The organism is Mycetocola sp., from assembly GCF_025464835.1.
Taxonomy (GTDB): domain Bacteria; phylum Actinomycetota; class Actinomycetes; order Actinomycetales; family Microbacteriaceae; genus Mycetocola_A.
In genome coordinates, this window is sequence record NZ_JAODMP010000092.1 from 1 (window position 1) to 19,129 (window position 19,129).

General features: G+C 65.3%; 18 protein-coding genes and 2 pseudogenes. 15 read left to right on the plus strand and 5 right to left on the minus strand.

What is annotated here, in order from left to right:
* The 3 genes and pseudogenes from JWP90_RS11335 to JWP90_RS11345 form a co-directional block, all read left to right on the plus strand.
* A pseudogene (locus JWP90_RS11335) lies at positions 1–213 on the plus strand (hypothetical protein); the annotation flags it as partial.
* Between the two features lie 116 nt (positions 214–329).
* Entirely contained in the window at positions 330–2,159 is a 1,830-nt protein-coding gene (locus JWP90_RS11340; RefSeq protein ID WP_297364069.1) for a dynamin family protein, read from the plus strand.
* Complete coding sequence (locus tag JWP90_RS11345; protein WP_297364073.1) at positions 2,156–3,739, plus strand: dynamin family protein; 1,584 nt, start codon at positions 2,156–2,158, stop codon at positions 3,737–3,739. Before JWP90_RS11340 ends, JWP90_RS11345 begins: the two co-directional genes overlap by 4 nt.
* On the opposite strand, the gene JWP90_RS11350 is transcribed toward JWP90_RS11345, so the two are convergent.
* Complete coding sequence (locus JWP90_RS11350; protein WP_297364076.1) at positions 3,626–4,147, minus strand: hypothetical protein; 522 nt, start codon at positions 4,145–4,147, stop codon at positions 3,626–3,628. The two genes, JWP90_RS11345 and JWP90_RS11350, sit on opposite strands and share 114 nt — an antisense overlap.
* Positions 4,148–4,491: 344 nt before the next feature.
* Between JWP90_RS11350 and JWP90_RS11355 the strand changes: the two genes are divergently transcribed.
* Positions 4,492–5,988, plus strand: a complete 1,497-nt coding sequence (locus tag JWP90_RS11355) for an aspartate ammonia-lyase (protein WP_297364079.1) — start codon at positions 4,492–4,494, stop codon at positions 5,986–5,988.
* 5 nt (positions 5,989–5,993) lie between these two features.
* Here JWP90_RS11355 and JWP90_RS11360 read toward each other — a convergent pair whose 3' ends face one another.
* Entirely contained in the window at positions 5,994–6,875 is an 882-nt protein-coding gene (locus JWP90_RS11360) for a fumarylacetoacetate hydrolase family protein (protein WP_297364082.1), read from the minus strand.
* Positions 6,876–6,948: 73 nt separating this feature from the next.
* On the opposite strand from JWP90_RS11360, the gene JWP90_RS11365 reads away from it, so the two are divergent.
* The 6 genes from JWP90_RS11365 (at position 6,949) to JWP90_RS11390 (ending at position 12,975) form a co-directional block, all read left to right on the plus strand.
* Positions 6,949–8,124: a PrsW family intramembrane metalloprotease gene (locus JWP90_RS11365; protein ID WP_297364084.1), complete on the plus strand. Its 1,176-nt coding sequence runs from the start codon at positions 6,949–6,951 to the stop codon at positions 8,122–8,124.
* A gap of 122 nt (positions 8,125–8,246) precedes the next feature.
* On the plus strand, positions 8,247–8,939 hold the full coding sequence (locus JWP90_RS11370; RefSeq protein WP_297364087.1) for a GntR family transcriptional regulator: 693 nt from the start codon (positions 8,247–8,249) through the stop codon (positions 8,937–8,939).
* 42 nt (positions 8,940–8,981) lie between these two features.
* Entirely contained in the window at positions 8,982–9,992 is a 1,011-nt protein-coding gene (locus tag JWP90_RS11375) for a tripartite tricarboxylate transporter substrate binding protein (RefSeq protein WP_297364090.1), read from the plus strand.
* A 12-nt stretch (positions 9,993–10,004) separates the two neighbouring features.
* Positions 10,005–10,553 carry a tripartite tricarboxylate transporter TctB family protein gene (locus JWP90_RS11380; RefSeq protein ID WP_297364092.1) on the plus strand — a complete coding sequence of 183 codons (549 nt, stop codon included), beginning with the start codon at positions 10,005–10,007 and terminating at the stop codon, positions 10,551–10,553.
* Positions 10,550–12,088: a tripartite tricarboxylate transporter permease gene (locus JWP90_RS11385; protein ID WP_297364095.1), complete on the plus strand. Its 1,539-nt coding sequence runs from the start codon at positions 10,550–10,552 to the stop codon at positions 12,086–12,088. The genes JWP90_RS11380 and JWP90_RS11385 overlap by 4 nt, the downstream gene beginning before the upstream one ends.
* Complete coding sequence (locus JWP90_RS11390; protein WP_297364097.1) at positions 12,085–12,975, plus strand: dihydrodipicolinate synthase family protein; 891 nt, start codon at positions 12,085–12,087, stop codon at positions 12,973–12,975. Before JWP90_RS11385 ends, JWP90_RS11390 begins: the two co-directional genes overlap by 4 nt.
* A 120-nt stretch (positions 12,976–13,095) precedes the next feature.
* Here the strand turns inward: JWP90_RS11390 and JWP90_RS11395 are convergent, their stop codons facing one another.
* Positions 13,096–14,154, minus strand: a complete 1,059-nt coding sequence (locus JWP90_RS11395; RefSeq protein ID WP_297364100.1) for a hypothetical protein — start codon at positions 14,152–14,154, stop codon at positions 13,096–13,098.
* A 61-nt stretch (positions 14,155–14,215) separates the two neighbouring features.
* Here JWP90_RS11395 and JWP90_RS11400 point away from each other — a divergent pair, with 61 nt between their 5' ends.
* Both JWP90_RS11400 and JWP90_RS11405 read left to right on the plus strand, forming a co-directional pair.
* Positions 14,216–14,590, plus strand: a complete 375-nt coding sequence (locus JWP90_RS11400; RefSeq protein ID WP_090710937.1) for an FKBP-type peptidyl-prolyl cis-trans isomerase — start codon at positions 14,216–14,218, stop codon at positions 14,588–14,590.
* A 3-nt stretch (positions 14,591–14,593) separates the two neighbouring features.
* The gene (locus JWP90_RS11405) at positions 14,594–15,121 is read left to right on the plus strand and encodes an adenine phosphoribosyltransferase (protein ID WP_297364104.1); all 528 of its coding nucleotides are present in this window, start codon (positions 14,594–14,596) and stop codon (positions 15,119–15,121) included.
* Between the two features lie 139 nt (positions 15,122–15,260).
* Here JWP90_RS11405 and JWP90_RS13210 read toward each other — a convergent pair whose 3' ends face one another.
* Entirely contained in the window at positions 15,261–15,509 is a 249-nt protein-coding gene (locus JWP90_RS13210) for a DUF1304 family protein (protein WP_367182718.1), read from the minus strand.
* Positions 15,466–15,999, minus strand: a pseudogene (locus tag JWP90_RS11410) (PLP-dependent transferase); the annotation flags it as partial. The pseudogene JWP90_RS11410 and the gene JWP90_RS13210, both read right to left, overlap by 44 nt.
* A gap of 106 nt (positions 16,000–16,105) precedes the next feature.
* Here JWP90_RS11410 and JWP90_RS11415 point away from each other — a divergent pair.
* From JWP90_RS11415 to JWP90_RS11425, 3 genes are all read left to right on the plus strand, one after another.
* Complete coding sequence (locus JWP90_RS11415) at positions 16,106–16,585, plus strand: Lrp/AsnC family transcriptional regulator (protein ID WP_297364106.1); 480 nt, start codon at positions 16,106–16,108, stop codon at positions 16,583–16,585.
* 85 nt (positions 16,586–16,670) lie between these two features.
* Complete coding sequence (locus JWP90_RS11420) at positions 16,671–17,720, plus strand: LLM class flavin-dependent oxidoreductase (protein ID WP_297364109.1); 1,050 nt, start codon at positions 16,671–16,673, stop codon at positions 17,718–17,720.
* 35 nt (positions 17,721–17,755) lie between these two features.
* Positions 17,756–19,129 carry an MFS transporter gene (locus JWP90_RS11425; protein WP_297364111.1) on the plus strand — a complete coding sequence of 458 codons (1,374 nt, stop codon included), beginning with the start codon at positions 17,756–17,758 and terminating at the stop codon, positions 19,127–19,129.

The window sequence follows — 19,129 nt, forward strand, 5'->3', positions numbered from 1 at the left end:
GACAACTCGGTCGACGACTCGGGCAACACAACGGTCGACGACATCAACGTCGGCAACACCGACAACTCAGTGGAGGACTCCGGAAACACCGACATCAACGTCGAGGACAACGAGCTGTTCAACGACAACGTCGTGGACTCGGGCAACGCGATCGGCAACGAAGTGATCGAGGAATCGATCGTCGTCGAAGACGCAGACGTGATGCTCCCCTGACATCGGTTCATACCGACGAAGACCCGACCCACATCGGCCCAGCAGTTCAGCGAAAGCTATCTGTTGGGCCGATGTGTGTGTTCTGATAGGGGAACCGATTTCCAAGGGAGGCAATCGTGGTTGAACTGGTCAAGTTGCTTGAGCAGGGAATCGAGTTGGCGAGGGACGGGGAAAGGCCCGACCTGTGCGGACGCCTCGAGCAGACACGTCAGCGCCTGCTCGACCCGAGCATTCGAGTGATCGTGGTTGGGGAATTCAAGCAAGGCAAGAGCCAGTTGATCAATGCGCTCATCAACGCGCCGGTCTGCCCTGTCGATGACGACATCGCAACCTCAGTGCCCACGGTGGTGCGTTACGGCAACCCGCCATCCGCTGTCATCCTGATACCGAAAGACAGTGCGAACGCGGGCGAGGAACCTGTGCTGGAGCGAAAGCAGATCACGCTTGAGGAATTGCCCTCATACGTCTCTGAACGGGGCAACCCCGACAACAGCCGACGGTTGATGGCGGCGGAGGTCTTTCTCCCACGCAAGATTCTCGCCAGCGGACTCTCTCTCGTTGACTCGCCCGGTGTCGGCGGACTCGACTCGACCCACTCATTGACAACCTTCTCGACGTTGCCGACGGCCGACGCGATGCTCCTTGTCTCGGACGCCTCCCAGGAGTACACCGAGCCCGAAATCCAGTTCCTGCGGCAGGCGCTTCGCGTCTCGCCGAATGTGGCGTGTGTGCTCTCGAAGACGGACCTCTACCCGCAATGGCGACAGGTGGCGGAACTCGATCGCTCCCACCTCGACCGGGTGAGGGCGGACATCCGCCTTTTCCCTGTCTCTTCTGATGTGCGTCTCAGCGCAGCCCGCCTGGGTGACGCGGAATTGAACACGGAGTCCGGGTTCCCTGAACTGGTGACGTACCTGCGCACGGAGATCGTCGGCAAAGCGGAGCGACTGCAGTCGCGTTCCGTCGCCCAGGATCTGGTGTCAGTCACCGAGCACCTCAGCCTGTCGCTCCAGTCGGAACTCCGAGCGCTTGAGAACCCCGACGGCACCCCCCAGCTGATCGTCGAGCTCGAAGCCGCCAAGGAGAAGGCAGACGAACTCCGCCAACGATCCGCCCGGTGGCAGATCACTCTCAACGACGGCATGAGCGATCTGATCGCAGACATGGATCACGACCTGCGTGAGAGGATGCGCAGCATCCAGCGCGAAGCCGAGGCGGCGATCGACGCAGGAGACCCTGGCCCGATGTGGAAACAGTTGGTCGACTGGCTGGAGCAGCGCGTTGCGGCGGGTGTCTCCGATACCTTCGTCTGGACCAATGAACGAGCGCAATGGCTCTCTGGCGAAGTGGCGAGTCTCTTCGCCCATGATGACGTGGCGCTGCCCGTGCTGCGGGTGGATGACACCACAGGGGTGCTCGACCCCGTCGAGGTCATGCCAGCCCTCGACCCAGGGACACTCGGGATGATGCAGAAGATCCTGATCGGGGCCCGCGGGTCTTATGGCGGCGTGCTGATGGTCGGTCTGGTCACCGGAATCGTCGGGATGTCGCTGATCAACCCGTTCTCACTTGCCGCCGGGGTCCTGATCGGCGGCAAGGCGTTCCGCGACGACAAGGAGGCGCGGCTGCAGCGTCGTCGCGCTGAGGCGAAACAACTGGTGAGACGCCAGATCGACGACGTCATCTTCCAGACGGGCAAGCAGCTGAAGGACCGGCTGAGGTTCGTGCAACGCGCCACGAGGGATCACTTCACCGGGATCGCTGACGAACACCACCGTTCGCTGGCGGACTCAGTGCTCGCGGCCCAGAAGGCCGCAAACTCGTTCACGCAGGAGCGGGCGCATCGGATCGCGGAAATCAAGGTCGAACTCAAGAGAGTGGCGGCGCTGCGCAATCAGGCCCCGTCGATCGCCGACAAGCAGCCGATGCGGGCGACTTCAGCGTGAGCGATGCGACCAGCGTTGCTGTCGTCGAACTCCTTCGCGAGGCGATAGCCGTTTATGCGGATGACCCGGTGGGGCGCGGCATGCTCGAGACGTATGCGCGGCGTCAAGAAGAACCCCTGCGCATTGCCATCGCCGGGATGGCCAAGGCAGGAAAGTCGACGTTGCTCAACGCCATCCTCGGCGAGGAGATAGCCCCGACGGACACCGCGGAGTGCACGAAGATCGTAACCTGGTACCGGTACGCCGACACTCCCCGCGTGACGCTGCATCCGGTCGAGGGGGAGCCGGAGAACCTGCCGGTCAGGCGGATCGATGGCCGGCTCCTGCTGGACGTCGGCAACGCCAACGCCGAAGAGGTGGACCGGCTGGTCGTTGACTGGCCATCGAAAAGCTTGCGTCACATCACACTCATCGACACGCCAGGCATGGCGTCGGCATCCGGAGACGTCTCCGCACGGTCGGTTCGGTTCCTCACTCCAGAAGACGCACCGTCCGAGGCAGACGCGATCGTCTATCTCCTGCGGCACATGCATGCATCCGACCTGCAGTTCCTCGAATCCTTCCGTGACACGACGGCGGGCCACTCCGGCACCGTCAACGCGCTCGCGGTGCTCTCCCGCGCCGATGAGATCGGCGCCGGTCGCATTGACTCGCTGTTGTCAGCCCGCGTGATCGCTGAACGGTACCGACATGACGACCGTCTGCGAGCGTTGACCCTCGGCGTCGTGCCCGTCGCTGGTCTGCTCGCGCAGAGCGCGCGCAGCCTGCGTGAGAGCGAGTACACGGCTCTGGTGGAGCTGGCCAAACTGGAGCGGGCGGAGCGTGAGCGGCTGCTCGTCTCCGTGGATCGATTCGCCAGGAGCTCCCAGCCGCCCGACGTCAGTCCGGAGATGAGGACCGTGCTGCTTGACCGGTTCGGGCTGTTCGGGATCCGGCTGGCGACCGCGCTCCTGCGCGGTGGTATCGCCGATTCCACGGCTCTGGCGCACGAGCTCGCCCGTCGCAGCGGCCTCGATGAATTGCTGGAGCTGATCAACGGGCAGTTCCACTCCCGCGCCGCGGCGCTCAAGGCACGCGCCGCGCTCGTCGCCGTCGAGTCGCTTCTTCGAGAACGACCACGGACAGGAACCGGGGCGCTGTCCGCTTCGCTGGAGCGAATCCAGGCGAGCGCTCACGAATTCCGCGAAATGCGGCTGCTGGCGACCGCTCGCACCGCCGGGTCGATCCTGTCCGCTGAGCTGACGGAAGAAGCCGAACGGATCGTCGGGGGCTCGGGCGTCGACCTGCCACACCGCCTGGGCCTGCCGGACTCGGCGACCGAGGACGAACTGCGCGGTCGGGCCCTGGAGAATCTCCGCCGCTGGCGTTCACAGGCCGAGAACCCCCTGACCGACCGGGCCTCCGCAGACGTATGCCGGATTGTGGTCCGCAGCTGTGAGGCGGCCGTGGCAGGCATCGCAGCCCGCTCAGGTCGAGGAGCCGCCGTGCGGCCCTTGCTTCGCCCGGAACCAGGCGCCGGATCCCGGGAGCACGCTGATGATGAGCGCGACGACGCCGAGCACGAGTTGCGCGGTCAGTAACGCCCCGATGACGATTCCCTGATCCCCCAGCGCGAGGAAGCTTCCGCCCAGCGCCGCGACGCCGGCATGGGCGAGCAGAACCAGGAGCTGCACCCACCTCGCCCAGCCGTGTCGGCGGATGACCGCCTGCAGCAGGAGGACTTCGATAACCACGACCGCCACGATCGCGGCGAGGCTTGACCAGAACACAATCGTCGCAGCGCTCGTGAGGGTCTCGGCGGCTCTGCCCGGGTCGACGTCGGCGATGACGTCGCCCAGCCGCTCGACCTGGTCGTTCCGTGAGAGAAAAGCAAAAGCCAGAACGCCGAGCCCGGCCACGAAGCTGGCGAGCCAGAGGAGGCGCGCGATCCTCACTGGACCGGTCGGCGTCACTGGGCGCTTCACGGGAGGCGGCGTGGTGTCAGACATCTCGGGCCGAGGGGGCTTTTCGCGTGGCCCTGAGAGACCCTCTGCAGGGCTGCCTGGGCGTGCGGGTGAAGGCTGTTCGGCGGAGCCGGGTCGATGTGCGTCATCGGACATAGTGAGTAATGTAGCCGCAATCCGGCGGTCATACCGTGGCATTGCACGATCGCCGACACAGTGGCTTGCGTGGACGGCTGTTCTGCCAATCGGGCCAGCCCCGGGCGCGGTGCGGCAGGGTAAAGTCGGAAGAGTCCCGCCACAAGCACCGACAAGGCAATGGAGCCATAGTGAGACTGATCACGCCCGCCAATCGCGGCCTCGAGATTGAACCGCAAGAGAAGAGGTCCCAGGTGACGACCGACGAAAGAACCCGCACCGAGATCGATTCTCTCGGGTCGATGGACATTCCCGCCGGGGCCTACTGGGGGATTCACACAGCACGAGCGCTTGAGAACTTCCCGATCAGCAAGCGGCCGATCTCGGTCTACCCGGCCCTCATCGTCGCCCTTGCCAGCGTGAAGCAGGCGGCGGCTCGCGCGAACGTCGAACTTGGAGTGCTCAGCGCTGAAAAGGGTTCACTGATCGACCAGGCCTGCCAGCGCATCATCGACGGCGAATTCCACGAGGAATTCGTGGTCGGTGTGATCCAAGGCGGTGCTGGCACCTCGACAAACATGAACGCCAACGAGGTCATCAGCAACGTCGCGCTTGAGATCGCCGGCCGTCCGAAGGGCGATTACGCGTTCATCTCCCCGATCGACCACACCAACCGCAGCCAGTCGACGAACGACGTGTACCCGACGGCGATCAAGATCGCGTTGTCGTTCTCGCTGCAGACGCTGCTCGACGAACTCGCCCTTCTGCAAGACTCGTTCTCGCGCAAGTCAGCCGAGTTCAGGCACCTCCTCAAAGTAGGACGCACCCAGTTGCAGGATGCCGTCCCGATGACGCTGGGGCAGGAATTTCATGGCTTCGCCACCACCCTGGGCGAGGACCACGCCAGGCTCATCGAAACTCGCTGGCTGCTCGCTGAAATCAACCTCGGCGCGACCGCCATCGGAACGGGCATCACCGCGGATCCCCGATACGCGGCGACCGTCGTCAGTCACCTCAACCGGATCACCGGGCTCAGCTGTGAAACCGCGCCTGACCTGATCGAGTCCACGAGCGATGCCGGCGGCTTCATGTCCTTCAGCGGCACACTCAAACGCTCCGCGATCAAATTGTCGAAGATCTGTAACGACCTGCGTCTGCTGTCCAGTGGGCCACAGGCCGGATTCGGTGAGATCAACCTGCCCGCCGTTCAGGCGGGGTCGAGCATCATGCCAGGCAAAGTCAACCCGGTCATCCCGGAGGTCGTGAACCAGGTCGCTTTCTCCGTCGTCGGCGCAGACATGACGGTCACCATGGCGGCCGAAGCCGGCCAGCTGCAGCTCAACGCCTTCGAGCCTGTCATCGCTCACTCCCTGCTGCAGAGCATCACCTGGATGGCGCAGGCCTGCCACACCCTGCGGATCAACTGCATCGACGGCATCACCGCCAACGAGGAACGGCTCCAGACCATGGTGGGCTCCTCCGTCGGAGTCATCACCGCCCTGACACCGTTCATCGGCTACTCGGCGGCAGCCGCACTTGCCAAGACGGCGCTGCTCACCAAGCGCAATATCGCCGACCTCGTCGTCGAATCCGAGCTGATGACGCGCGACGAGGTGATGAAACAGCTGTCACCGGCACGCCTCTCAGGTCTGGAATCGCTGACGACCGCCATCCCGATCCTCGACGGCACCGTCGCTGAAAGCACCGAGGGTGAAGTGCACACCAGCCTGGAGGGGAGCGGGCAGCCCTGATCTGCTCAGGTCATCCGGCAATGGGTGGTGAGTTCGCCGAGCCCCTCGACGGAGACCGTCACCGTTGAGCGGTCCCGAAGGAACACCTGAGGGTCGCGGGAGTAGCCGGCGCCGCCCGGGCTGCCTGTCGAAATCAGCGTGCCAGGGAGCAGCGTCGCTGATCGGGACAGGTAGGAGATCAGGGTCGCCACCGACCGGATCATCATCCCGGTCGACGAATCCTGCATGAGATGGCCGTCGAGTACCGTGCTGATCTTGAGGTTCTGCGGGTCAGGCACTTCATCTTTGGTAACGACGCTGGGGCCGGTGGGGGTGAAGCCGTCAAAGGACTTGCACCTGGACCACTGCGCCTCCGAGTACTGGATGTCGCGGGCCGTGATGTCGTTGACGACCGTGTATCCGAACACGTAGTCGAGCGCATCCGCTTCTGAAACGTTCTTTGCTGCTTTGCCGATGATCACGCCGAGCTCGGCTTCGTAGTCGATCGCTTCACTGAGCGCACGCGGCCATGTCGTGGTGCCGTTGTGTCCGGTGAGGGAGTTCGGCCAGAGCGCGAACACCGTCGGCGCCTTGTCAGCCTTGAGGTTCAACTCCGAGGAGTGAGCGGAGTAGTTGAGGCCGATCGCAATGATCTGCGGGGTTCTGAGCACAGCGGACGCGTGGCGGAGCCCGGCGACCGGCGTGAGCTCGACACCCTGGCTGACGGCCACGTGCGAGTGGCTGCGAACCCGTTGGAGTTCGTCGTCACCCCGTTCGATCAGCTGCTGAAGCGTCTCAGGTGCATCGTCGAGAATCTCGTCGAGAAAGAGAGCACCCTCTGGGTGCACGATCGCAAGTCGGACGGGGGAGCCAGTGTTCGCCTCATTGACGAAATGCGAGAATCTCACCGTCCTAGGCTAGCCGACCTCCGGATGCCGGTGAACGCATCGCGAGAGCGGTACGTAGCGCTACTCTTTTCGCATGTCGTACTCGCCATCCGAGCATCCGCAGCCTGTCCGCGCACCGAACCAGGCTCTGCCCGTCTGGACCAGTCCCGTATCACCGAACTCGACCGGCACCATCCTCGGCGTCCTGGGCGTGGTGGTTCTCGGCCTGGTGTTCCTCGTCGTCTTCGGCTATCTCACGGTCTTCCTCGGGCCGGGAGCTGTCGCGGTCGGATTCATCGCGGCGCTCGTGCCGCTCGTCGTCGTGCTGGCAGCCGTCGCCTGGATCGATCGGTGGGAACCGGAGCCGAGGCTGGCCCTCCTCTTCGCCTTCCTCTGGGGCGCAGCCGCATCGGTGGCGATCGCCCTTCTCGTTGACCTGGGGGTGCAGGTCACCGCACTCCTGACCACCGGGCAGAATGCCGATGCCGTTCTCGGAGCGACCGTTCAGGCGCCGATCGTCGAGGAGGTGGCGAAGGGGCTGGGGCTCGTGATTCTCTTCTTCGCGGCGCACAAGCACTTCTCGGGCCCGGTCGACGGGCTCGTCTACGCCATCGTCATCGCCGCTGGTTTCGCGTTCACCGAGAACATCCAGTATTTCGGGCTCGCACTGATCGAAGGCGGGCCGGACGAGTTCGGGCTCACCTTCTTCATGCGCGCCATCATGTCGCCATTCGCCCACGCCACCTTCACCGCGCTCGCCGGTCTCGCTCTCGGCGTTGCGGCGCGGCGGCATGCCGGAATCAGCGCGCTCGGCTATTTCCTCGTGGGTCTCACCGGCGCGATTCTGCTCCACGCCCTCTGGAACGGTGCAACGTTCCTCGTCACGTCGCTCGAGTCGTACGCGGCGTACTTCGTCGTCGTGCAGGTTCCGATCTTCCTCGCGCTCATTCTCATGACAGTGCTGGTGAGGCGCCATGAGATCCGGCTGACACGGGCGAGGCTCGGGGAGTACGCGCGGGCTGGCTGGTTCACGCCGACCGAGGTCGAGATGCTCGCCACCTGGCCAGGCCGCAGACAGGCCCGCGCGTGGGCCAGGACGTTGCCGGGCAACCGCGGAGCGGCGATGGATGCCTTCACCCGGGATGCCACCCGGCTGGCGATGACCCGCCAACGGATGATCACCGGAAGAAACGAACTCGTTCACCGCAGGACCGAAGGCGAGCTTCTGACCGCGGTGGCCGCCGCACGGCAACAACTCCTCGGGCGCTGACTCGCTGCCCCTGGTGATGTGCGTTTACTGCGACGCCTCGAATCGATTTCTCGGGAATGCTTGACAACCACTGTGCAATCGATTTCACTGTGAACTGTTAACAGTTTACGGAGTGGAACAACGTGGTTTCAGACATCGTCCCCGTACGGGCGGAAGCGCTCGGCACCCTCGTCGCGAAGCGGCTGCGTGACCGCATCGTTCGCGGCGAGTACCCAGCGGAAACTCACCTGGCCGAAGACACGCTCGCCGAGCAGTTCGGCGTGAGCCGGGGACCGGTCCGCGATGCCCTGCGGCGTCTCGAAGCCGAGGGGCTCGTAGAATCTCGCCGCCGTAAAATCTTCACGCTCGGGCTTACCGCCGAGGACATCAGCGACCACTACGCCCTCAGGGAGGCCGTCGAGACCCTCGCCGTCCGCCTGGCCATCGAACGCGCCACGCCCGAAGACTGGGCACGGGGCCGAACGCTCGTCGACCGGATGCTCGCTGCCGCCCGGGTAGGCGACCACGATGCCTTCGCCAACGCGGACACAGCGTTCCACGCCCACACCTTCGAACTCGCCCGTCATCGGCGCCTGCAGGCAGTCTGGAATCAGTCAGAACCGATTCTGACAGCGCTCCTCGAGTTCACTGTCCAGGTCGACACCGACCTGGACGCGTCCGCCGATGACCACGCCACATTGTTCGACCTGATGTCCTCTGGCGAGGTCGAGGGTGCTGTCGCCGAGGCCACCGCCCACATCAAGCGTTCGTGCGAGCGGATGGTCTCGTCCTATCGCCTCACCGTCGACCGGCAGCAGGAATCCGCTGCCGGCTAACTCACGGCAGCGCCACGCTGCCGCTTCATTGAAAGGTAAAACGTGTCACACCAACTAGTTCGCAACACCGCCGTTCGACGCACGTTGGCCATCGCAGTCAGCGCCGGCCTCGCCGTCGCCGGCCTGTCGGCCTGCTCGTCTCCCGCTGAGTCGCCCGCGGAGTCGCCCGGCTCCTCGAGCGCGGCCGAAGAGACCAGCTTTCCGGAGAAGGACATCAACTTCATTGTTCAGGCAGCCGCTGGCGGGGGTTCAGACCTGTCATCGCGTGCGCTCGCCGCTCAACTCGAGGAGATCCTCGACGTGAGTATCGTCGTGGAGAACCGCCCGGGAGCATCCGGATCGACGGCGATGCAGTACGTCGCCGGAGCCGAACCGGACGGGTACACGATCGGTTTCGTTCCGGTCGAGATCGCCATGCTCGAGCACCTTGGTTTCGACGTGAAGCCGGACAACTACGACTTCCTCGGCCAGATCATGTTCAGCCCCGGTGTCATCGCCGTCCCGGCAGACAGCCCGTATGAGACCCTCGAAGATCTCGTCGATGCGTCCAAGGACAAAGCGATCACCGTTTCCAACTCTGGCGCCGGGTCGGTGTGGGAGGCTGCGACGCTCGCCCTCGCCGACGAAGCCGGAGCAGACCTGACCCCCGTGCCGTTCGACGGCGGGGCACCTGCGGTCGCCGCCGCGCTGGGCTCCCAGGTGGACGCCGTCGTCGCCGGAGCGGGAGAAACCGCCCAGGCCCACGCCGACGGGACACTCCGAGTCCTGGCTCTGTTCAACGATGAGGAACACGCCATGCTCGAAGGGGTACCGACCGCGGAGTCCGAAGGCTATGACGTCCTCTTCGGCGGCTGGGGAGGCGTGTACGCTCCGGCCGGACTCCCGGACGATGTGAAGAAGGTCCTCACCGACGCCATCGAAGAAGGTGCTCAGTCCGACGGTTTCGCCGACACCATCACGCCGAGCGGTGCGCTCACCGTCTACAAGTCGCCGGAGGAGTTCACCGAGTTCGTCAACTCCGAATCCGAGCGCTTCAGCACCCTTCTCCCGTAGGCGGACCCGCACATGTCATCTCGCCGTCGAGCGAAGGCCACCCCGACCGTCATTCCGGCGGCCGGGGTGGCCGGCACGCCTTCTCCAGCGGATGTGGCACCCGAGCTCGCCGCCCAGCCGTCGCGCCGCCTCGAAATCGTCACCGCAGCCATCGCGCTCGGGGCGAGCGTCGCGGGGTTCGCGCTCGCGCTGGCCATCGAACTCCGCACCGAAACCGGGGGAGTGGACCCGCGATTCTGGCCTACGCTGCTCTCGCTGCTCGCCGGAGCTCTCTCCGTGGCGCTGTTGCTGATCGCCGTGCTGCGCCCGCCTTTCGACCGCTCCGATCTCGAGGCCGCCAACCGTCAGGGCGCGATTCGGCTGGTTGTCGCCCTCGTGGTTGCCATCCTCTACGTGGTTCTTTGGCAACTGGCCGGGTACCTCGTCGCCACAGCGCTGTTCCTCGCGGCACTGCTGTGGGTCTTCGGTGGTCGCAGTTGGAAGACGTTGATCATCTTTCCTGTTCTCACCACTGCCTTCACGTACGTGCTCTTTCACACACTGCTCAAGGTGCCCCTATGAATCCCATCGTCTCCGGCCTTGAGGCGCTTATCGACCCCACGGTCCTCGTTTGCCTCCTCCTCGGCCTCGTCCTGGGAATGCTCGTGGGAGCGTTCCCCGGCATAACCGCAACCATGGCGGTGGCGCTCGCCAGTGGGTTCACCCTCACGCTGGAACCCGTCCAGGGCCTCGCCGTGCTGCTGACCATCTACGTCGCCGCGAACTTCGGCGACCGGGTGCCATCAATCCTCGTCAACACGCCAGGAACTCCAGCGTCGATCGCGACCACGCTCGACGGTTACCCGATGGCGAAACAGGGCAGGGCAGGACTTGCCCTGGTCATATCTGCCCTTGTGTCGGCGATCGGTATCTTCGCGAGCATGATCCTCTTCGCCGCTGCGGCGATCCCCATCGCCCGCCTGGCGCTCGAGTTCGGGCCATCCGAGATGTTTGCGCTCGTGCTGTTCGGTCTCACGGTGATGATCAGCATTTCGTCGAAATCGATGATCAAGGGAGTCCTCGCCGGTGTGGCCGGCCTGGCTCTCGCCACGGTCGGCCGCGATCCGATCACCGGTGACCAGAGATTCACCTTCGGCATCAACGACCTGTCCAGTGGCGTCGACTTCATTGCCGTCATCATCGGTGTGTTCGGCATCGCCGAACTCTTCGACCAATTGCTTACGCACCACGCCTCCAAAGTTCGGCCGATCTCGTCACTCGGCCGCTGGTGGCCGAACAAGGCTGAGTACCGCCAGATGGGCAAGCCGCTCGCGGTCGGCAGCGTCGTCGGCATGATCGTCGGTGTCGTGCCCGCGGCCGGTGGCGACATCGCCGGCCTGATCGGCTGGGATCGCGCCAGGCGCGTATCCCAGCGACCGGAGGAGTTCGGTAAGGGCTCGATCGAAGGTCTCACGGCGTCGGACACCGCGTCGAGCGCCACCCTCGGCGGTTCTCTCACCACAACTATGGCCCTCGGCATCCCGGGTGATTCGGTGATGGCCGTCATGATCGGCTCGATGATCATCTGGGGCATTCAGCCCGGACCGTCGCTGTTCACCAACCGCCCCGACCTCGTCGTGAGCATCACGGCGATCATGCTGATCGCCACGATCCTGTCCCTGGCCATCAGTCTCGTCCGGATGCGCGGCATGGTCAAACTGCTCGACGTGCCGGTGCACTACCTGTGGGCGACGATCCTGATGTTCTGCATCGTCGGCACGTACGCGACAACCAACAACATCTTCACCGTGGTCATCATGCTGATCGCCGGTATCGTCGGGCTCATAATGAAGCGGACCGGCTTCCCGGTTGGCCCGCTCGTGCTCGGCCTGCTGCTCGGACCGCTCGCCGAATCGAATCTGCGCCGGGCGCTCCTCATCGAAGGCCCCATCGGGCTGGTCAGTCACCCGATCTCCGCCGCACTCATCGCCCTGGCGCTGTTCGCAATCATCGCCCCGATCGTCGGCAGGGTCAGGCAGAAGCGCACAGCGACAGCTGCTGCGCGCACCGAGGCCGGGAACGCCCTCGTGAAATCATCGAAAGGACCACACGCATGAGCAACACCATCCGGCGGGACATCCTCACCGCCGTTCCCGTCTCATTCACGGCCGAGGGAGAGGTCGACTTCGGCGGCTCCCGCGAGATCCTGGAGTTCGTCCGCGACTCCGGCGTCGATGGCGCATTCGTGCTCGGCACGACCGGCGAATTCGCCTCCCTCTCCCGAGAAGAGAGGGACGGCCTCACCAGGCTCAGTCTTGCCGTGCTGTCGGACCTCCCGGTCGTCGTTCATGTCGGGGCACCGAGCCTATTCGAGGTGCGAAACCTGATCGCGGATGCCGTCAGGTCCGGCGCGACGACGATCGCTGTTCTCACCCCGTACTACCTGCCGGCGAGTGAGGCCGCGGTGATGCGGTTCTACGAAGCGGTCGCCGAAGCCAGTTCCGGTCTGCGCGTCTTCGTCTATCTCTTCGAGGCGCGCACCGGCATCCGGGTATCACCCGACATGCTCGGGAGAATCGCGCAGCTGCCGAACATCGTCGGCGCCAAGCTCAGCGGTGAAAGCCTGGAGTCGGTGAGCGCGTACCGTGCGGCCGTGCCGGAGAGCTTCGAGCTTTTCACCGGCGCAGACCGTGACCTTGCGAGTGCGGCGGACCATGGCGCGCAAGGGGTGGTGTCAGGCATCGCCTCGGTCTTCCCGCGCCCGTTCCTCGATCTCGTCGCTGCTCTGGAGAGCGGAGACCGATCGCGAATCGAGAAGACACAATCCGCCGTGAATGACGTCGTTGACACGGTGATCGGTGACCCGGCACGCATGAAGGCCGGACTGCGACTGCAGGGAGTGAATGCGGGATTCAGCCGGATGGCCCTCGACGAACCGGATGAGGACATCGCCGCGGAACTGGCCCGCGCGGTCCGCACATACGCGGGCGCTCCAGCCGCCTGAAATCCGGCCCTTAACAAACTCATCGCCCTGTGCCGCGGCAGTGCCGGCTGGTCGACGGGGCGATGAGTGGTTCCGATCCAGCATGCATCGAAACCGACCTGAGCGCAAGGTTTTTCTCCGTCAGCCCCACAGGCGGAGGGCGTGGAAAGCCGTGACGCCGCCGATTACGATCAGCGACATGACGAGGGCGCCCGGTGCGAGTCCCCGGTGAATCCGGCGGCCCTGCGGCGCCACGACGTTGAGACGCGGATCGGGCACCCGCTCGTCCGCGTAGCGTTCCGTCTGGCTGAGCGTCTTCGACCCGACGGTGTCGACGATCCGCTCGAGTCGCTGCCACACGGCCGGCTGCAGCAGGTCGAACGGTTCAGTCGAGTAGACGAACATCCAGTCGTCGACGATCTCGACGTCGAACGCGGATGATTCGTCGATCAGAAGCGCCATGAGGTCGGGCGTGAACACGTACAGCGCGTCGCGCCCGTACTCAGGAGGGCAGTAGAGCGTGAAGTAGCGATCGAAATCGCCTTCGAGCGAGAGCACGGAGCCCTTGCCGAACCGGCGCGGCAGGTTGGAGCCGAACAGCAGGTTGTTGCTCGTCGCATCGAGCACCATGTGCGGCAGCCGGCGATCGAGTTTCAGCGCCAGATAACCCCAGCGGTGAACAGTGCTGCTCCTGTCCCGTCTTACGGTGTAGCGGTAGTTGGCGACGTCGAGGGCACGACCGGACAGGGCGCGGACCGAATCGTATGACCGTCGGTCAGTGCCGATGTCGAAGATCATGCCCGGGTAAGGAGGAGCGGGGACGTGCCCGCCATAGGAACAGTCTCGCGCTGCGGCGAGTTCGCGGAGCCGCAGGCGCTTCTCCCACGTTGCGGCGCTTCCCGTCCATGCGCGCCACCCGGTCACTGCAGCCGCGGTGACGAGTGCCAGCAGTGCGACCGGGGTAAGAATCGCAACGACCGTGCCGAGGTCATGGGGCAGCAGCAACCCCATGAATGACACCACTGTCGACATGATGACGAGGAAGAACGCGCCGATCAGGACGAGAACGATCATCTGCAGGGCGGAGACCGGTGGGCGCGCCGTTGTGATCCAGCCCGACGTTCGCGCCCACCGGCGGAACGCCTTCACCTCTCCAGCGGCCACAGCTCGGGTGAGGGCGGAGTAGTCTCTGTCTGGCACTCGCCCGAGCATATCGTCGGCTCGCTTTGACGCGTGGACGGCGAAGCGGTTGGATGGTCACATGACCGAATCGCAGAACACCAAGCCCGAAATCGACGCCCCGGAGGGCCCAGCCCCCACCGAACTGGAGGTCGTCGACCTCATCGTCGGCGACGGCGACGAGGCTCAGGCCTCCTCCACCGTCAACGTGCACTACCTCGGCGTCTCGTACGACTCCGGCGATGAGTTCGACTCATCCTGGAGCCGCGGCGAGTCGATCAACTTCCCGCTTCGTAACCTCATCGCCGGCTGGCAGGAAGGCATCCCCGGCATGAAAGTCGGCGGTCGCCGCAAGCTGACCGTTCCGCCGAGCCTGGCCTACGGTGCCGCCGGTGGCAACCACCCGCTGTCTGGCCAGACCCTCATCTTCGTCATCGACCTCCTCGGTGTGAAGTAGCGCTTGAACGTCTCAGACCTCGTTCTCGAACGAAGCGACACGATCCCGGACTTTCCGAAGCCCGGGATCGTGTTTCGTGACCTGACACCCGTCTTCGCCGACGCGGATGCCTTCACCGCCGTGATCGACGACCTCGCGGCACGGTTCGCCGGTCGCTTCGATGCTGTCGCCGGTGTCGAAGCCAGAGGGTTCCTCCTGGCTGCAGCGCTCGCTTATGCCGCGCATGTTCCGCTCGTGCCGGTGCGGAAAGGCGGCAAGCTGCCCGGGCACGTCTTCAGCGAGGACTACGCCCTCGAGTACGGCACCGCCACCCTCGAGATCAGACCAGGGCAGCTCCCGGCCGGTTCACGCGTGCTGATCCTCGACGACGTGCTTGCGACAGGGGGCAGTTGCAGTGCCGCCGCACGGCTCGTGGAACGCGCAGGATACGCCGTCGCCGGGCTCGGTCTCGTCCTCGAGTTGCAAGGGCTCGGGGGGCGGCAAAGGCTCTCCGCGTACGACCTCTACGCCATCGTCACCGAACCTGCCTGATGGCGCTGGCGGCTGTGCTTCACGGCATCCGTTCGTCGTGCGTGAACCGACCTGAGTTCTGGTTCCGAATCGAAACGCGCACGACAAACGCGTCAGCGTCGGCTCGCCCAGCTCACGATGTAGAGCACTGATGGCGAGCTCATAGAGCACGGAGCCGACGAGTGCGCCGACGGCGAGGAAAAAGGTTGTAGCAGCCGTGGTTGTATGCGAACACCCCGGTGATCTCCGCGTCCTCAGCGCTCTCCAGCCCGAGGCGCTTCGAGACCGCCGGCCGGCTCCACACCAGTGACTCACAGTAGAAGATCAGCACGTGGACCGCGGCGGACAGCGTCGCAGTGATCGTGTCCGCGGTGGAGAAGATACGCGGCGAACGGATGCAGCAGCCCACCGGTGAGGGCGCCGCACCTGGCGCAGCCGTTCGAGCCAGTCCTCCGGTCCCGCTATCACGCCGCCCATGACGACACCACGGCCGCCGAGATACTTGGTCGCACTGTGCATGACGAGCGTCGCACCGTGCCGGATCGGCGGCTGGAGCACGGGGGAGGCGAAGGTGTTGTCGACGAGGACGGGTACCGGGCCTGGTCTCGATGGCGGCGATGTCCAGCAGCTCACGAGTGGGATTGGCCGGCGACTCGAGCACATGGTCGGTTCCGCCGTCCAGCGGGCGGCGACGACGTGTCCGGTTCCGGCACGAACGGCGGCCATGAGGACGGCGGAGAGCGCAGCCATCCCTGTGCTGACTGGTACGAGAACCTCGCGACGGGGCATCCGCTGGTCGACGGATCATCGATCGGGGGTACGTGGGTGCCCTCGTCACGGAGAGCATCCATTCCGCCGCGGACCGCAAGCGTTCCGAGCCGTGCATCGTCCTTGAGCATGCGGAATCTCAGCATTTTCTTCAATCGCCCGCACGAGCAGTAACAGGTACTCTGGGCATACGGCGTTCTCGCCGCAGATGATGCGTAGGCGCGAGGGAAAGCAGCGATGGAACCGAAGAAGCCGCAGCTCGATAGTACCGACCGCGCATTGCTCCGCGCCCTGTCGATGAATGCGCGGGCATCCGGATCCCAGCTGGCGACCGAACTCGGGCTCGCCGAGTCCACGGTCTCGCTCCGGCTGCGCCGGCTGCACCAGTCGGGCCACATCACCGGATACCACGCTGACATCGACCTCGCCGTGCTTGGCGCTCCGCTCCAGGCGCTCATCGCCGTTCAGCTTGCCCAGCACAATCGAGCGGACATCCAGAAGTTCCGGCGTGAAGCGCCCACCTGGCCCGGTGTGCTGTCGATGTTCCACATGGGCGGTCGGGACGATTACCTCATGCACGTCGCTGCACGCAGCACCGCGGACCTCCGGGAGTTCGTGGTCCAGTACCTGACCGGTCACCCGGCCGTCGCCCACACCGAGACGAACCTCGTGTTCGAACACGCGGCAGGCACCGGCTGGCAGCAACTGCTCACCTGACGTTTCGCCGGCTCGGCGGTTCCCCGGCTGCCGGAGGGAATGCCAGGCGGGAGGAGTGGCTTGGAGCCAGGGAAAGGTTGTGTCTGTGAAACTCTCTGTTCTCGATCTCGTCCCTGTTCGTTCCCGGCAATCCTCCGCCGATGCGCTCGCCGCATCCATCGATCTCGCCCGGGTGGCGGACGATCTTGGTTACGAGCGCTACTGGGTGGCTGAGCATCACAACATGCCGTCGGTGGCGTCGACGAACCCCGCGGTGATCATCGGGATCCTCGCCGCCCACACGAAGCGGATTCGGGTGGGGTCAGGGGGCGTGATGCTTCCCAACCACGCGCCGTTGGTCGTCGCGGAACAGTTCGCCCTCCTCGAAGCGGCCACTCCCGGACGGATCGATCTCGGTCTCGGCAGGGCCCCGGGCAGCGACCCGGTGGTGACCGCCGTGCTCAACCGTTCAGGCGCGACCAGCGATGTGAACAGCTTCCCGAACTACGTCAGCGACATCGCGACCCTGCTCAGCCCCGATGGGGCGACCGTCCGGCTGACCAGCGGCACCGAGTACGAATTGCGAGCGACCCCAGCGGCGACGAGCTCGCCTGACATGTGGCTGCTCGGCTCGAGCGACTATTCGGCGACCCTCGCCGCCTCCCTCGGACTCCCGTACGTGTTCGCCCATCACTTCGCCGGAGCAGGGGCGGAACGCGCCCTGGAGATCTACCGGAGCCAGTTCCGGGCGTCACACCTGCTCGACGCGCCACGAACGTTCGTGACCGCGAATGTGGTCGTCGCTCCGACGGCATCCGAGGCACTCGCGCTTGCCCTGCCCAACCTGCAGCACATGGCCCGGTTGCGCACCAACGAGCGCCTTGGTCGAATCGCGACGGTGGAGGAAGCGCAGGCGACGACGATGACCGCGCTTCAGGAAGAATTCATCGCAGCATCGCTAGGCAGCTGGATCATCGACGAGCCGGTTGCCGCCGCCCAGCGGGTTCGCGAGTTCGCGAGGCGCTTCGAGGTCGACGAGGTGATGGTGTCACCCGGTGCCTCAGCGTTCGACGCCGAGCCCGCCGATCGCACCCCTGCGCGGAGCAGAACACTGCGTCTCCTGGCCGAGCAGATCATGACGGACACGCGTCCCTGACACAGGAGGGCATCGCGCACGGGGAGAATGAAGAAATGAGCGAACCCGAAACCCGGAACACGCGGCTGTCCCGCCTGGACGCATTGCCGTTCACCCGTGAGCACCGAAAACTGCTCGTCGGCTCAGGCATGGGCTGGGCGCTCGACGCGATGGACGTCGGGCTCATCTCCTTCGTTCTCGCCCAGCTGGCCGTGACGTGGAGCCTGACCGGCACGGAGCTGAGCTGGATAGCGTCGTCGGGTTTCATCGGGATGGCGATCGGCGCGAGCCTCGGCGGCCTGCTCGCCGACCGGTTCGGGAGACGCCAGGTCTTCGCTGTCACCCTGCTCATCTTCGGTGTCGCCACCGGCGCCTCGGCGCTTGCCTGGTCGGTCGGGGCGCTGATCGCGTTGCGGTTCGTCGTCGGCCTTGGCCTCGGGGCGGAACTCCCTGTGGCCTCCACCCTTGTGTCGGAGTTCGCGCCGCCACGGATCCGCGGCCGGGTGATCGTGTTGCTCGAAGCGTTCTGGGCGGTCGGCTGGACCCTCGCGGCGATCATCGGATTCGTCGTCGTCCCAGCGAGCGCGGAGGGGTGGCGCTGGGCGCTGGCCATCGGTGCCGTCCCCGCGCTGTACGCCGCCGTCGTCCGGTTCGGGCTACCGGAATCGGTTCGGTTCCTCGAGTCGAGGGGCAGGATAGCCGAAGCCGAAACGACCGTTCAGCGTTTCGAACGATCCGCCGGCGTTTCGGCACCGGAACACCCTGTTGCTGTCGAAAATCTGCCGGCCGTGCCCCGGGTCAGCGCCGGCCGGCAGGTGACAGCACTGTGGGCAGCTCCGCACCGCGTCCAGACCGCGGCGCTCTGGCTGGTGTGGTTCTGCGTGAACTTCGCATATTACGGAGCGTTTGTCTGGTTGCCGACGATCCTCGTTGCATCCGGGTTCTCGCTCGTCCGTTCCTTCGGCTACACCCTCATCATCACCCTTGCCCAGCTGCCCGGCTACCTCGTTGCTGCCTGGCTCGTGGAGAAGTGGGGACGGAACAAGACCCTAGCGGTGTTCCTCACCGGGTCCGCTGTCTCCGCCGTGCTGTTCGGGCTCGCCGGGGCGGAATGGCAGGTGATCGGCGCCGGCATGCTGCTCTCGTTCTTCAACCTCGGCGCCTGGGGTGCGCTGTACGCCGTCACGCCGGAGCTGTACCCCACCGCGCTTCGCGGCACCGGCTCCGGCTGGGCCGCCGGCGTCGGACGCATCGCATCGATCCTCGCGCCCCTCGCCGTGCCGCTGCTCACCGGGATGGGCGGCAACGTCCTGCTGTTCAGCGTGTTCGCCGTCTTCTTCCTCGTCGCGGCGGGAGCGGCCCTGGCGCTCGCCGACAAACGTGGCACATCGCTCGACGACGTGCTGCCGCCGGAACTCGCCAGGGTCTGA

Coding starts and splice junctions, on each gene's coding strand:
- JWP90_RS11350 (WP_297364076.1), bottom strand. CDS start 4,147: ATGTCTGACACCACGCCGCCTCCCGTGAAGCGCCCAGTGACGCCGACC.
- JWP90_RS11365 (WP_297364084.1), top strand. CDS start 6,949: ATGTCGTACTCGCCATCCGAGCATCCGCAGCCTGTCCGCGCACCGAAC.
- JWP90_RS11380 (WP_297364092.1), top strand. CDS start 10,005: ATGTCATCTCGCCGTCGAGCGAAGGCCACCCCGACCGTCATTCCGGCG.
- JWP90_RS11385 (WP_297364095.1), top strand. CDS start 10,550: ATGAATCCCATCGTCTCCGGCCTTGAGGCGCTTATCGACCCCACGGTC.
- JWP90_RS11390 (WP_297364097.1), top strand. CDS start 12,085: ATGAGCAACACCATCCGGCGGGACATCCTCACCGCCGTTCCCGTCTCA.
- JWP90_RS11400 (WP_090710937.1), top strand. CDS start 14,216: ATGACCGAATCGCAGAACACCAAGCCCGAAATCGACGCCCCGGAGGGC.
- JWP90_RS11415 (WP_297364106.1), top strand. CDS start 16,106: ATGGAACCGAAGAAGCCGCAGCTCGATAGTACCGACCGCGCATTGCTC.
- JWP90_RS11425 (WP_297364111.1), top strand. CDS start 17,756: ATGAGCGAACCCGAAACCCGGAACACGCGGCTGTCCCGCCTGGACGCA.